The organism is Novosphingobium sp. 1529, assembly GCF_040544855.1.
Taxonomy (GTDB): Bacteria; Pseudomonadota; Alphaproteobacteria; order Sphingomonadales; family Sphingomonadaceae; genus Novosphingobium; species Novosphingobium capsulatum.
The window spans coordinates 1-12,847 of sequence record NZ_JBEPKW010000007.1; the positions used below are offsets into that span (position 1 = coordinate 1).

Below are 12,847 nucleotides of genomic sequence, written 5' to 3' on the forward strand. Positions count from 1 at the left end.
ACCTTTACCCGATGGGGGGGTTATGGGTGCGGCGCTCACACCGCATTCCCCAACCCCCCCCCTTACTGAAAAAACCGCTCGTTTTCCGGTCCCCCCCGGGGGGGGGGGGGTTGCCCCCCCGCCACGAGACTATGTAGCCGGATCGGGCGGAAGCGCATCGAACGTGGGAAGAGCGGGATCGAACCGGTCCCAGGCCAGCGCATCCTTCTTGTAGATCACGCATTCGGGCGTCACCATGTTGGGATCGTCCAGCGTGCCCGACTGGATCATGACCAACGTGTCCGACATCGCGCTCATCGTATAGAGCCGGCTGGCGCAGGTGCCGCAGAAATGGCGGATCACACCGTTCCCCGAATCGCCCAGCACGGTATAAGTCCTGGGTTCCCCGGTGATCTGAAGCTGCGCGCGGTCGATGCCCACGATCGTGGTGTGCCCGGTGCCCGTCGCCTTCTGGCAATCCTTGCAGCAGCATTGCATCACGAATTTGGGCGGCCCGCGAAAGCTGTAGCGGATGGCCTCGCACAAGCATCCGCCTGCATAAAGGGTATCGTGATCCGGCATATCGGCTCCATCAGATGTAGCGGGGTGCGCCAACGGCGCCCGCCTGATTGATCGCGTCGCCCGGCCCCTCGCAGGGCACCGGCTCGTGCGCATGACGGCGATGATGGGGCATGTCGCCCAACGCGAATTCAAGCTCCACCAATCGGCGAAAGCCGCGGCTGAGCGGCAGGTCCTGGGTCAGCCCGATTCCGCCATGCAACTGGATCGCGCCCCGGCCGACCGTGTGCGCCGCCTGGATCAGCGCCACCTTGGCGGCAGAAACCGCGCGGGAAAACGGCGCCCCGCCCTGTCTGGACAGGTCCAGCACATGCCCCAGCATCGGCTGGTATAGTTCGAACGCGATCGTCATGTCGGCAAAGCGATGCTGCAGGGCCTGGAATTCGCGCAGCGGGCGGCCGAACTGCTGCCGCAGCTCGAGGTATGCGGCGGTTTCGTCCAGCATGTCGCGCAAGATCGCCAGGCCTTCGGCGCATTGCATCGCCACCGCGCCGTTCAGCGCCTCGCCGATCGTTGCCAGCGCGCCGCCGGGCAGATCCAGCCGATGGGCAGCGGGTACCTCGACGGCGTCGAGTACTAGGTCCGCCGCGCTGCCCTGCCCCAGGGTGGCAAAGCTCTGGCGCGACAGGCCCGCCGTGGCTGCCGGCACCACGAACAGGGCAATGTCCTGCGGCGCGCTGCCGGTCTGCGCCGAAACGATCAGGGCATCCGCGCAATCGCCACCAAACACGACCGACTTCATCCCATCCAGCACCCAGCGATCCGCGCGCCACACGGCTCGGGTTTCGATTAAGCTGGGGTCATAGCGCCCGCCACGTTCGGTCAGCGCGGCGGCAAGCCGGACCTTGCCCGCAATCGTCGCGGTCAGCAGGCCGGCGTGGTGGCCACCGCGATCGGCGGCCAGCAACGGCAGGCCCAGCGCAATGGTGGGATAGACCATCGCCGCCAGATCCGCGCCCAGCGCTTCGACCAGCACGACCTGCTCGGCCAGCCCCAGCCCCGCGCCACCCAAGGCCTCGGGCACGGCGATGCCGACCAGGCCCGCTTCGGCCATGGCGGCCCAGGCCCGGCGCTGGTCGCCGGCGGCGCGGGCGATGTGCTGCACCGTGGCACGCAACATGTCGACCAGGGGTGCCTCAGCGCGCATCGCGCAACCGATTGGCGGCGATGACGGTGCGTTGGATCTCATTGGAACCCCCATATATCGACACGGCCCGCGTCATCAGAAAATGCGCTGCCAGCGTTTCGGGAAAGGTGGGGCCGACGGGCGGATCGACCGGGCCGACCAGCGCTTCGGGCCGGAACCGCAAGGCATAGGGGCCGGCCAGTTCCATCAGGATTTCGCTCAGGCGTTGCTGGATTTCGGTGCCGCGCACTTTCAGGACATTGGCCCCGATTCCTCCGGCCTGCCCGGAGCTTTCCTCTGCCAGATAGGCCAGCGCCGCCATTTCCAGCGAGTCGAGCATCTCGGCAAGCACACATAGCGCGGCGCGCACCTCGGGCAGGTCGGCCAGGACGAAGGCGCCGTCGCGCTCATCCCGCGCGATCCGCCAGGCCAAAGCCAGGTTACGCCGCGATTCCGCCACTTGCGCAATCGCGCTGCGTTCATGCCCCAGCAGCAGCTTGGCATAGCTCCAGCCTTGGTTCACCGCACCGACAAGGTTGCCCACCGGCACGCGCACGTTGTCGAGAAACACTTCGTTGACACTGTGGCCGCCATCCATGGTGATGATCGGCCGCACGGTCACGCCCGGGCTGGCCATGTCCAGCAGCAGGAAGGAAATGCCCTGTTGCGGGCGGGCCTGCGGATCGGTGCGCACCAGGCAGAACATGCGGTTGGCGTGCTGCGCCAGAGTAGTCCAGGTTTTCTGGCCATTGACGATCCAGTGATCGCTGTCGCGCTCTGCGCGCGTGCGCAAGGCGGCAAGGTCAGACCCAGCGCCGGGCTCCGAAAAGCCCTGGCACCACCAATCCTCCAGCGTCAGGATGCGGGGAAGGAACTGCGCCTTCTGCTCTGCCGTTCCCACCGCGAGCAGCACCGGGGCCAGCATGGCATAGCCAAATGGCAAGAACGCGGGCGCCCCTTCCTCGATCAGGATGTTGCCGAAGCGATAGCGCGTGGCCGCGTCCCACCCGGTGCCGCCATGGTCCACCGGCCACGCCGGCGCACCCCAGCCGCGCTCGACCAGCCGCGCCTGCCAAGCCCGCATTGCGGCCGGGCTGGGTCGGCGAAATCCGAGCACCCCCGCGCGTGTCTGAGGATCGAGTTCGGCGCGCACGAAAGCGCGTATCTCCGCGTCGGACGGCACGGGAACGCCATCGGACCGAGCAGGGACAGCAGACATCGGCACAGGCGCCTCTCTCATAAATTGTTTGTGTTGGAAAATTTATAGCACTGTATTGACCGTAGACGCAATATAAAGCAAAGCTTCGGACCGAAGGCCGTTTGGGAATTTCGATGCCGCGTTCCGGCCTGGGCTCTGGCCCGGCGGTGCAGGCCCTGGCGAAAGGATAGGATGTGCGCAGGTTCTCAGTGCCTCTTCCCGACAGAGGTGGCGCGATTGCCGGCATTGCCTTTGGCGACGCGGACCGGCCGATCGATGCGCTGTTCCTGCATGCCAATGGCTATAACGCGCTTACCTATCGCGCGCTGCTGGCGCCGCTGGGCAGGGATTGCCACGTCGTAGCGATCGACCAGCGCGGCCACGGCAAGACCACCCTGCCCGCCAGTCCGCACGGCCGGCGCGACTATGCCGATCTGGTGCTCGACCTGGTCGCGCTGTGCCAGGCGCTGGGCATCACGCGCACCGTGCTGGCCGGGCATTCGATGGGCGGCACCGTGTGCCTGCTTGCCGCCCAGGCGCTGGAGCCGGTAACCGGCGGATTGCTGCTGCTCGATCCGCCGATGCTGCTCCCGACCGAACAGGCGCTCTGCACCGCCGCGCTCGATGGCGATCCGGCCAGCAACCCGCTCTATGCCGCCGCCGCAAACCGCCGCGCCACGTTCCGCAACCGGGCCGAGGCACTGGCGCACTATCGCGGGCGCGGCAGCTTCGCCACCTGGCCCGACGAACCCCTGGTCGATTATGTCACAGACGGCTTCATCGAGCGCCAGGGCGCCGTGGCGCTCGCCTGCCCGCCGCCATGGGAAGCCTGCAACTTCCTGGCCCACGACAATGCGGTGTGGAATGCGCTGGCTGCGCTGCGTCGCCCGGCATACATCCTCGTCCCCCAACAGGGCGGCGTCTGCCGCGTCGGGCATGATCGGGCGCCGGCCAGCTCGCTGCTGGTCTCGCTCGAACACCTGGCCGGTACCAGCCATTTCCTGCCGATGGAGCGGCCTGACCTAGTGCGCACGCGGCTTCGGGCGATCATCGCCGAAACCATGGTCAACTAATCAAAAACAACAGCTTGGCGGATTGCGACAGTCCGCCGGCGACACAGGAGAGAAGGCATGAAAATCCAATCAGTGGCCGCGATCGTGACCGGCGGGGCTTCGGGCCTGGGTGCTGCAACAGCCGAGATGCTGGCCGCGCGGGGCGCCAAAGTCACCCTGTTCGATCTCAATCGCGACCTGGGCACCGCGCTCGCGCAGCAGATCGGCGGGCACTTCGCCGCCGTCGACGTGTCCGACAGCGCCGCCGTCGCCCAGGCGCTCGAAGAAGCGGAAGCCGCCCACGGGGTGGCCCGCATCCTGGTCAATTGTGCCGGCACCGGCATCCCGGCCAAGACCGTCGACCGGCACGGGCAAGCCCACGCGCTCGATGCATTCGAGCGCGTGATCCGCATCAACCTGGCCGGCACGTTCAACGTGCTTTCCAAATTCGCCGCCCGGCTTTCCGCCGCCCCTGTTGACGAGGAAGAGCGCGGGGTGATCGTCAACACCGCCAGCGTTGCCGCCTATGACGGGCAGATCGGCCAGGCCGCCTACTCCGCATCCAAGGGCGGTATCGTCGGCATGACCTTGCCGGTGGCTCGAGACCTGGCGCAGTTCGGCATCCGCGTGAACACGATCGCCCCGGGCCTGTTCCTGACGCCGCTGCTGCATGGGCTTTCCGACGAGGCCAAGCGCTCGCTCGAAGCGCAAGTGCCGTTTCCCAGCCGGCTGGGCCAGCCGCCGGAATATGCCCAATTGGTCGAGGCGATCATCGGCAATCCCATGCTCAACGGCGAAGTCATCCGCCTGGACGGCGCCATCCGCATGGCTCCGCGCTGAGCGGTGCGGCAACGATGCACAATTGCAGGAGGATCGCGTGAGCGCTGACCTGGTACTTGTCGATTGGCACGGCGATGTCGCCGTGCTCACCCTGAACGATCCGGCCACGCTCAACGCGGCCTCGCAACCCATGGTGCAACGCCTGCTGGAGGTGCTCGACGACCTGTTCGAGTCGGCTCGCTGCCTGGTCATCACCGGCGCCGGGCGGGCGTTCTGCTCGGGCGCCAACCTGTCGAGCGCGGGCGATTGCACCGCGCCCGGCTATGACGCCGGGGCTCAGCTCGATACGCATTACAACCCCTTGATCCAGCGGTTGAGGACCGCCCCGATCCCGATCGTCACGGCGATCAACGGCGCGGCGGCCGGCTTTGGTGCATCGCTTGCCCTGGCCGGCGACCTGAGCGTCGCAGCTGATACCGGCTATTTCCTCCAGGCGTTCCGGCATATCGGCCTGGTACCCGATGGCGGATCGGCGTTCATGCTGGTCCACGCTGCCGGCCGCGTCCGCGCTTCGGAAATGATGCTGCTGGGCAACCGCATCGCGGCGGCCCAGGCGCTGGAATGGGGCATGATCAATCGCGTCGTGCCCGCAGCGCAACTGCTCGACGCCGCGCTGGGCCTAGCCCAGGATCTGGCCGCTGGACCGACCCAGGCGCTGGGCCTCATTCGCCGGCTGTGCTGGGATGCCGCCGAGCGCGGCTTTTCCGAAATGCTGGCGCAAGAGCGCATGGCGCAGCAAGAGGCCGGACGCACCGCCGACCACCGCGAAGGCATCGGCGCCTTCCTGGCTAAGCGCAAACCCGCGTTTGGCGGGAACGCTGCCGCCTGAGCCCCGTCGCGCCCCTGGCCACGCCAGGAACAGGGGCGCGACGGCCGGCTTAGCGCAGGCCCATCAGGTCCAGCGTCAAGGCACCGGCCATCAGCGCCTCGCACATCGCGGCCTCCTTGGCCTCGCGCGCGGTGGCGGCGGCCAGCACGGCATCGAGCCCTTGCGCCGGCAAGGCGACCAGCCCGTCTTCGTCGCCCACGATCAGGTCGCCCGGTGCAATCGCCACATCGCCCAGCAGCAGCGGGGCGTTGACCCAGCCCATCGCCCCCAGGTCCTTGACCGTGCCACGAATGGCCAGGCCACGGGCAAACACCGGGAACCCGATCTCCCTGAGCAGCGGTGCATCGCGCACGCAGCCGTCAATCACTAGGCCGCCCAAGTGCCGCGCCCGTGCTGCGGTCGACATGACTTCGCCCCAATAGCCATAGTCGGCACCGTCGCCGGTCTGCACGACTAGCACGTCACCGGGCTGCGCGGCGCACAGCGCGCGGTGAATCCACAAGTTGTCGCCATTGGGGCACACCACCGTCACCACCGAGCCGGCGATGCGGAACGCTGGCGCCACCGGCTTCAATCCCGGCGGCAAAGCGCCGATGCGCCCGGCCGCCTCGTGCAGCGTCGCGGCCGGCAGCGCCGCCGCGCGCCGCACCAGTTCGGGCGCGACCCGGTCATGGTCCCAGCGCGTGGTCGTCACCGGATCGAACACCCGGCTCATGCCTGCTCGCGAGTCTGGAGGTGGTGGTAACCGAATTTGTCGCGCGCTTCGTCCAGCCGCATGCCCGCGCGCACCGCTTCGCGAATGCCCTTTTCCGCCAGCAAAATATGTTCGGCGGCCGCCAGCACGGCCGCTTCGTGGGCCTGAGGGATGACGACGACACCATCGGGATCGCCCACCACGATATCGCCCGGCGCAACCCGCGCACCACCCACGGTCACTGGCACGTTGACACCCTCGAGCTGCACGCGGTCCTTGCCGGTGCGCATATAAGCATTGCGCGAAAAGACCGGATAGCCCAGCTCGCGGCACAGATAGACATCGCGATTGACGCCGTCGATCAGCGTTCCGGCAATGCCCCGGCGATGCGCAATTTCGGTCAGGATATCGCCCCAGACGGTGGCATCGGTCCGCCCCCCGTTGTCGAGCACCACGACCTGGCCGGGGGCCACGTCGTCGATGAAATCGCCCACCGTGCCCACCGGCTTGGCCGGCGGACCATAGAGAATGGTAAAGGCGCGCCCGGCCATACGGAAATCGGGATTGCGCGGGGTGATGCCATGGCATTGACCAACCAGACCCAGCTTGTCGAGCGCGTCGGACAGCGTTGCAGTGTCGATAGCTTGCGCGCGCGTGACCATCTCCTCGGTCATGACGTTCCTTTCAGCATGAACTCGTAATTGCCGCCCATCACGTCACCCACGGCTTGCCCAGCCAGCAATTGCCGCGCCATCGCGGCTTCCTTGGCGACGATCCCTTCGGCAACTTCCAGCACTTTGCCGATCTCGGCACGGGGAATGATGGCAATGCCGCTGCGGTCGGCCACGATGTAGTCGCCTGGGTTGACGCGCGCGCCTTCGAAAACGATCGGCACGCCGCTGCCCAGTTCCGCCACCCGGCCCCGCGCGGTGCGGGCGGTGAGGTGGCGGGTGAATACGGGAAACCCATAGCCGACCGCCTCGTCGATATCGCGTACGGGCCCATCGGCCACCACGCCGCGCACCCCGCGCAGCTTGGCCGCCAGCGTCAGCAGCCCGCCCCAGCATCCGGCGTCCCTGCCGGAACGCTGCTCCACCACGATCAGGTCGCCCGGCCCGGCACTTTCGATGGCATTGCACCCAAGATGGCGGGGCGGCCCGGGCGGCGGGTCGCCCACGCCCACTTTCATCGTCACCGCCTGCCCCGCCAGCCGGCCGGATCCGGCCTGTTGCGGAACCCCGGTAACGACCGCGCCGATGCCCAGGCGATCCAAGGCATCGGACACGGCGCAAACATCCAGGCGGCCCAACCGCGTGACCTCATCGGGAACCGACATGCCTCAGCCCGCGACCGGCAGCTCGGTCGGCGTCTCTATCTCGCGCCAGGGCCGGGCTTCCTCGATCGTGGCGGCGCGAGCGTGAATCTTGGAAAAGTCATAGCCGCCGCCCGGCGCGCAGGCCGGCACCTTGCCCGCCTGGAATTCGCGCACCGCCTGAAGCAGGCCCCGGCGCACCCGGATCACGAACTGGTCGCTCGACGAAAGGTATTCCTTCTCGCGGTCGGCAATCGCCCCCTGGCTGACCTGGGTGGCAAAATCCTCAGCCACCAGTTGTCGGAAACCGGTCCAATGGCCCTGCTTCATCAATTCGCGGTCCTGCCCCCAATGCTCGTCAGCCGTCCCGATCGGCGCGAATGCATCAGGATCGCCCACTTGATCTTCCTGCGAATGGTCGGCGTTGACCGGCTTGTACGGATTGAACCTGATGAAGAACTGCATCATGTGAGTATCGTCGGTCGGTGCAGCGAAAATTGCGGTGCGATCCCCGAACGGCGGATTTTCCGCAGGGATCATGCCGAACCACGGCAGCACGAATTCGGTCACCCGAACATACTTGAGATCGTTGCCAATGTGCCGGGTGGCCGATGCCGTATAACCATAGGGCTTGGTATCGAACTCGTAATCCACCGCCGTCGCCTTGGCCGCCCCCGACATGCCCTTGGCCCATTCCTGGTGCAGCCAGCTTTGATGCAGAACCCCCACGTGCGAGGAATCGATCGTCCCCTCCACGCCCTGCACCCAGTTGGCGTCCAGCTTCTGGGTAACGGTTACGAAATGGTCGGCGGGCAGGTCCATGAATGGCAAGTCCCAGAACGCGGGCGGCGTGTCGCCGCTGCCCAGCCACACCCACACCACGCCGGCAGCCTCGCGCACCGGATAGGATTTGAGCGGCACCGTCTTGCTGAACGCTTCGGAATTGCTGCCTTCGGTGGGAACGTCGATCACGCTGCCATCGATGCCGAACTTCCAGCCGTGGAAAATACAGGTCAACGTGCAATCGCGGTTCTGGCCTAGCGCCAAGCTGACGCCGCGATGCGGGCACCCTTCGTCGAAACAAGCCATTCGGCCGTCGGTGCCTCGCCACACGATGAAGTTCTCGCCCAACAAGCGCACGCGCACCGGCTTGCCATCTGCCTCAACGCCGGCGGCGCGGGCTGCGGGGAGCCAGAAATGCTGACGCAGCATCCGCCCCATGGGGGCATCGCCTTCGACACGGCACATCAATTCGTTGTCAGCCCTGCTCAGCACCGCTCTCTCCTGACCATGCATGCATTACGGCAATGCAAATGTTATATTTGCTCGTAAATCTATGCCATATATTGTTCATGTGGTCAACTAAAATTTGACTTCCTGAGCATTTCTGAAAATTGACCGGCCGGGGTACAAGCAGGTATAGCGGAGTTTGACCAAGCGCCAACGCATGCAGAACCGGCCTGAAATCGAGCGTGAAGGAAGCATTTTGAACAAAGCAATTCCCCCGGAAGGCGCAACTCCCGCCGCAGGCAAGGTGCGCCGTCGTAGCGTGCAGCAGCGTACGATCGACACCCGCGGCAAGATCATCGACGCCGCCGCACGGGAATTCGCCCTGCATGGGTTCGAAGGCGCTTCCACCCGAGTCATCGCGCAAAACGCCGGCGTCCAGCACACACTGGTAACCTATCACTTCCAAAGCAAGGAAGGTCTCTGGCAGGAGACGCTGGATAAGCTGACCGAAGCGCAGAAATCAGCGCTTGAAAAACGACTGAAAGAGTTACGTGGAGTTGACTCCAGCACCGCGTTGTATCTTTACCTGAAAGATTTCGTGCACTTTTCAGCGGAAAAACCAGAATACGCTTGGATCATGTCCCATGTCGCCAGCCACCCCAACAGTCAATTGGATTGGCTATATGAGCATCGCCTTCGCGATGGCTTTCAACGAATGGAGGGCCTAATCAGCGAAGCACAGCGCGCGGGTAAGTTTATACCGGGCGAACCTCGCTACCTTTATTACCTTTTAATTGGGATGGTGACGCGAATTTTTATGTTGTCAACCGAAGTAGAAAAGGTTCTTGGCACATCACCCTTCACACCAGATTTTATTGATTACCACGCAAAGGTCTGCCTGAGCTTTTTCTTCCGCAACATCTCAGAATTGAGCGACAATATACCTTTAAAAATTCCGCATGGAACTGGGAAACTTAAGAAAAAACAGATTACAACCCCCAAAGATACAGGATAAGCATTTTTACAAATGCAATATTGAGTGATTTATCTCTTTAAATTTCATTCTTTATGGGAAATTTGACAGCAATGGCGGGCGCGATCGGTAAAACGGCGATCCACTCATATTTCGTGCCGTTCGGATCGTAGTGGCATCATAACTCTCGGCTTGATTTGACCGATTTTGGCTCGTCCATGCATTACTCCCCTTGATGGCCTTCAAGCGGCTGATATTGCGCTCAATCTGTATGCCGAACCATGGCGTCGAGATTGCTAAGGCGATGGGGATCAAGAAATATCTGAACGCTGCGTCCAGGCCGTTACCCTTGTATTCTACAGCGTAGCGGCGCGCGGCGTGTGCGACAGGCGCTGTTCTGGTTCGTCGGGCATAGGGTGGATCCACCCGAAAAGCGCGGCGATGGTTATGTCGTGTGGCTTCGACCAAGCTGCCCCACCGTTATTCGGATGGTCGAGAACCCGAACTACGACGGCGTAGATGGTTCTCGCAGGGAAAGGCACGAAACGCTGGCACTCATCCCGGACCGCGCTAAGGCGATGTCAGCGGGGGAGCGCAGGGAGGATATCCGCCGGATGGTTAGCAATGTGACGTTCCCAACCTTGCTCAGCGCGCTGCGGGGCGGCATACTTTTGGCATTGGCTACTATACGGTGAATGGCGGAACTGGGCTCTGCATTGCCAATGCTTTGTCAGCAAGGGAAGCACCCTACTGCCGATCGTTTCACATCTGCTAATCGATATGTTACCTATCGACCGCCATGATTATCCGGCCGCGTATGCGCGCAGGAAGCAGTCGACCGCTTCGGCAATGCCGATATCGGCCGGAAATTCCATCGGCGCGCCAAACAGCATGGGCTCCATCACCCCGGATTCCAGCAACCCTTTGAGGTGCCCGGCAGCGAAGTGAGGATCGCACCGGCGCAATGCGCCGCGCTCCACCAAGGCGCGCATGTAGGTTTCCACAGCGCTCCAGCCCCGGCGCGGGCCCAGTTCGTACAGTTCCGTACCCAGCCCGCTGGCGGTGCCTTCGGCAATGGCAGTGCGCGTGATCGCCAGCGCGTCGGACGAGGTGAGCAGCGCAAGATAGGCATGACCGAAGCGCACCAGCACCGCGCGCAAATCCGTATCATCGGCGTCGAGCAAGTCGAGCAGCCCATCGGCCTGCTCTTCCATCGCCGCGATCATGGCGGCGGCAAACAGAGCCTCTTTGGATTTGAAGTAGCTGTAAAGCGTGGCTTTCGATCCACCCACCCGCGCCGAGATCATCGCCATCGACGCGCGCTCGTACCCCACCTCGCGGAACAGGTCCTTGGCAATCTCCAGGATGGCCTCTCGCCGTGCGTCGGATTTTACCCGCATCCTTTTCTCCTTATCTGAACCGACCTGTACACTTTTTCGTTGACGGCGCAAGACTCGAGTTATACTGAACCGTTCAGTACGGTTATTCTGCCGGAGTCGCCCCATGCCTTTCACCGTCCGAACGCAGGAATTCCGCCGCGCCACCGCGCCGGCCCTGCCGCATGCCCCTGCCCCATCCGACCCGCCGCAGCGCCTGCCGCTGCGCCCCACACTGGCGCTGGCCGTGGCCGGCCTTGCCCTGCTGACCGGAGGCTGCGCCGTACCCCCGCCCCGTGCCCAACTGGCCAGCATGGCCGCGCCCGCCAAGCTGGGCGCGCAGAGCCTGGCACCGGCAGCCGGAACGCCGGCCGCGAACTGGCCATCGGACGGCTGGTGGCAGGCCTATGGCGACAGCCAGCTCGACACGCTGATTGCCGAAGGGCTGGCCGGCGCCACCGACTTGCGCGTGGCGCAGGCCCGCTTTGCCAAGGCCCAGGCCGTGGCCGGCGAAAGCCGCAGCGCGCTGCTGCCCAGCCTCACCGCCGGGGCGCAGGGCGGCCTCACCCAGAACAGCGACAACTATCTGTTTCCCAAAGGATTGAGCCCGCGCGGCTGGCCCGATTACGGCCAGGCCTCGCTCAGCCTGTCATGGGATCTGGATTTCTGGGGCAAGAACCGCGCCGCGCTGGCCGCTGCCAAGTCTGACGCGGCCGCCAGCGGGGCGGAAGCGGCAGCCGCGCGACTCACGGTTTCGGCCGGCATTGCCGCTGCCTATGCCGATCTCGCCAGCCTCTATGCCCAGCGCGACGCTGCTGTCGATGCGGTGGCGGTGCGCCAGAAAACGCGCGACCTGATGACCGATCGCCAGCATCAGGGGCTGGAAAACATGGGCGCGGTGGAACGGGCTGTGTCTTCGCTCGAAACCGCGCAAGGCGATCTGGCCAACCTCGATGAAAGCATCGCGCTGGAGCGCAACCAGATTGCCGCGCTGATGGGCGCCGGCCCCGATCGCGGCGCATCGATCGCCCGGCCGCAGATAGACCTGGCCAAGGCCACCGCCGGCCTTCCCGCCAACTTGCCAGCCGAACTGATCGGCCGCCGGCCAGATGTGATCGCCGCCAAGCTGCGCGTGGAATCCAGCGACAGCCGCATCCGCCAGGCCCACGCGGCATTTTATCCCAGCGTCAACCTGGCCGGGCTGATCGGCATGCAGGCGCTGGATATCGGCAAGGTGTTCCAGGCCGGATCGGACTATGGCTCGGTCGGCCCGGCCCTCAGCCTGCCCATCCTCGATGGTGGACGCCTGCGTGCGCAATATCGCGGGGCCGAGGCCGATCACGACGTGGCCGTGGCACAATACGATGCCACGCTGGTCCAGGCACTGCACGACGTGGCCGACGCGGCCACCAGCCAGCAGGCCCTGGGCCAGCGCCTGGCGCGCGCGCAGGCGGCAGAAGTCTCTGCCCAGGCGGCCTGGACCGTTTCCAACAACCGCTATCGCGGCGGACTGGCCACCTATCTCGACGTGCTCAATTCCGAAGACTCCCTGATCGCGGCGCGCAAGACCGTCGCTTCCCTGAAAACCCGCGCCTTTGCCCTCGACGTCGCCATGGTGCGCGCGCTCGGCGGCGGCTTCCGTTCGTGAAAGGATCCCTG

At 65.0% G+C, this 12,847-nt stretch carries 13 protein-coding genes; 5 read left to right on the top strand and 8 right to left on the bottom strand.

What is annotated here, in order from left to right; genetic code table 11:
• Nucleotides 1–129: 129 nt before the first annotated feature.
• From ABIC78_RS14060 to ABIC78_RS14070, 3 genes are read right to left on the bottom strand one after another with little or no spacing between them, the layout of a single operon-like run.
• Nucleotides 130–654, bottom strand: a complete 525-nt coding sequence (locus ABIC78_RS14060) for a GFA family protein (protein WP_502915680.1) — start codon at nucleotides 652–654, stop codon at nucleotides 130–132.
• A complete protein-coding gene (locus tag ABIC78_RS14065) occupies nucleotides 572–1,705 on the bottom strand; it encodes an acyl-CoA dehydrogenase family protein (RefSeq protein WP_354490355.1) in 1,134 nt (377 codons plus the stop codon). Before ABIC78_RS14065 ends, ABIC78_RS14060 begins: the two co-directional genes overlap by 83 nt.
• Nucleotides 1,695–2,903, bottom strand: a complete 1,209-nt coding sequence (locus ABIC78_RS14070; RefSeq protein WP_354490357.1) for an acyl-CoA dehydrogenase family protein — start codon at nucleotides 2,901–2,903, stop codon at nucleotides 1,695–1,697. The genes ABIC78_RS14065 and ABIC78_RS14070 overlap by 11 nt, the downstream gene beginning before the upstream one ends.
• Before the next feature lie 173 nt (nucleotides 2,904–3,076).
• Here ABIC78_RS14070 and ABIC78_RS14075 point away from each other — a divergent pair, with 173 nt between their 5' ends.
• Genes ABIC78_RS14075 through ABIC78_RS14085 form a run of 3 tightly spaced genes read left to right on the top strand, consistent with a single transcriptional unit; the run spans nucleotide 3,077 to nucleotide 5,603 of the window.
• Nucleotides 3,077–3,955 carry an alpha/beta fold hydrolase gene (locus tag ABIC78_RS14075; protein ID WP_354490359.1) on the top strand — a complete coding sequence of 293 codons (879 nt, stop codon included), beginning with the start codon at nucleotides 3,077–3,079 and terminating at the stop codon, nucleotides 3,953–3,955.
• Nucleotides 3,956–4,012: 57 nt separating this feature from the next.
• Nucleotides 4,013–4,774, top strand: coding sequence for an SDR family NAD(P)-dependent oxidoreductase (locus ABIC78_RS14080; protein ID WP_171797373.1), 762 nt, complete (start codon nucleotides 4,013–4,015; stop codon nucleotides 4,772–4,774).
• A gap of 37 nt (nucleotides 4,775–4,811) precedes the next feature.
• Complete coding sequence (locus tag ABIC78_RS14085) at nucleotides 4,812–5,603, top strand: enoyl-CoA hydratase-related protein (RefSeq protein ID WP_354490361.1); 792 nt, start codon at nucleotides 4,812–4,814, stop codon at nucleotides 5,601–5,603.
• Nucleotides 5,604–5,652: 49 nt separating this feature from the next.
• Here the strand turns inward: ABIC78_RS14085 and ABIC78_RS14090 are convergent, their stop codons facing one another.
• Genes ABIC78_RS14090 through ABIC78_RS14105 form a run of 4 tightly spaced genes read right to left on the bottom strand, consistent with a single transcriptional unit; the run spans nucleotide 5,653 to nucleotide 8,884 of the window.
• Nucleotides 5,653–6,318: a 4-carboxy-4-hydroxy-2-oxoadipate aldolase/oxaloacetate decarboxylase gene (locus ABIC78_RS14090; protein ID WP_171797375.1), complete on the bottom strand. Its 666-nt coding sequence runs from the start codon at nucleotides 6,316–6,318 to the stop codon at nucleotides 5,653–5,655.
• Nucleotides 6,315–6,971, bottom strand: a complete 657-nt coding sequence (locus ABIC78_RS14095; protein WP_171797376.1) for an RraA family protein — start codon at nucleotides 6,969–6,971, stop codon at nucleotides 6,315–6,317. The genes ABIC78_RS14090 and ABIC78_RS14095 overlap by 4 nt, the downstream gene beginning before the upstream one ends.
• Nucleotides 6,968–7,633 (bottom strand): RraA family protein, encoded by a 666-nt coding sequence (locus ABIC78_RS14100; RefSeq protein WP_171797377.1) that lies wholly within the window; start codon nucleotides 7,631–7,633, stop codon nucleotides 6,968–6,970. Before ABIC78_RS14100 ends, ABIC78_RS14095 begins: the two co-directional genes overlap by 4 nt.
• A 3-nt stretch (nucleotides 7,634–7,636) precedes the next feature.
• On the bottom strand, nucleotides 7,637–8,884 hold the full coding sequence (locus ABIC78_RS14105; protein WP_171797378.1) for a Rieske 2Fe-2S domain-containing protein: 1,248 nt from the start codon (nucleotides 8,882–8,884) through the stop codon (nucleotides 7,637–7,639).
• A gap of 154 nt (nucleotides 8,885–9,038) precedes the next feature.
• Here ABIC78_RS14105 and ABIC78_RS14110 point away from each other — a divergent pair, with 154 nt between their 5' ends.
• Nucleotides 9,039–9,854 carry a TetR/AcrR family transcriptional regulator gene (locus ABIC78_RS14110; protein ID WP_354490364.1) on the top strand — a complete coding sequence of 272 codons (816 nt, stop codon included), beginning with the start codon at nucleotides 9,039–9,041 and terminating at the stop codon, nucleotides 9,852–9,854.
• A gap of 761 nt (nucleotides 9,855–10,615) precedes the next feature.
• Here the strand turns inward: ABIC78_RS14110 and ABIC78_RS14115 are convergent.
• Nucleotides 10,616–11,212, bottom strand: a complete 597-nt coding sequence (locus tag ABIC78_RS14115) for a TetR/AcrR family transcriptional regulator C-terminal domain-containing protein (RefSeq protein ID WP_354490366.1) — start codon at nucleotides 11,210–11,212, stop codon at nucleotides 10,616–10,618.
• 103 nt (nucleotides 11,213–11,315) lie between these two features.
• Between ABIC78_RS14115 and ABIC78_RS14120 the strand changes: the two genes are divergently transcribed.
• Nucleotides 11,316–12,836: an efflux transporter outer membrane subunit gene (locus ABIC78_RS14120; RefSeq protein WP_354490368.1), complete on the top strand. Its 1,521-nt coding sequence runs from the start codon at nucleotides 11,316–11,318 to the stop codon at nucleotides 12,834–12,836.
• Nucleotides 12,837–12,847 lie beyond the last annotated feature (11 nt).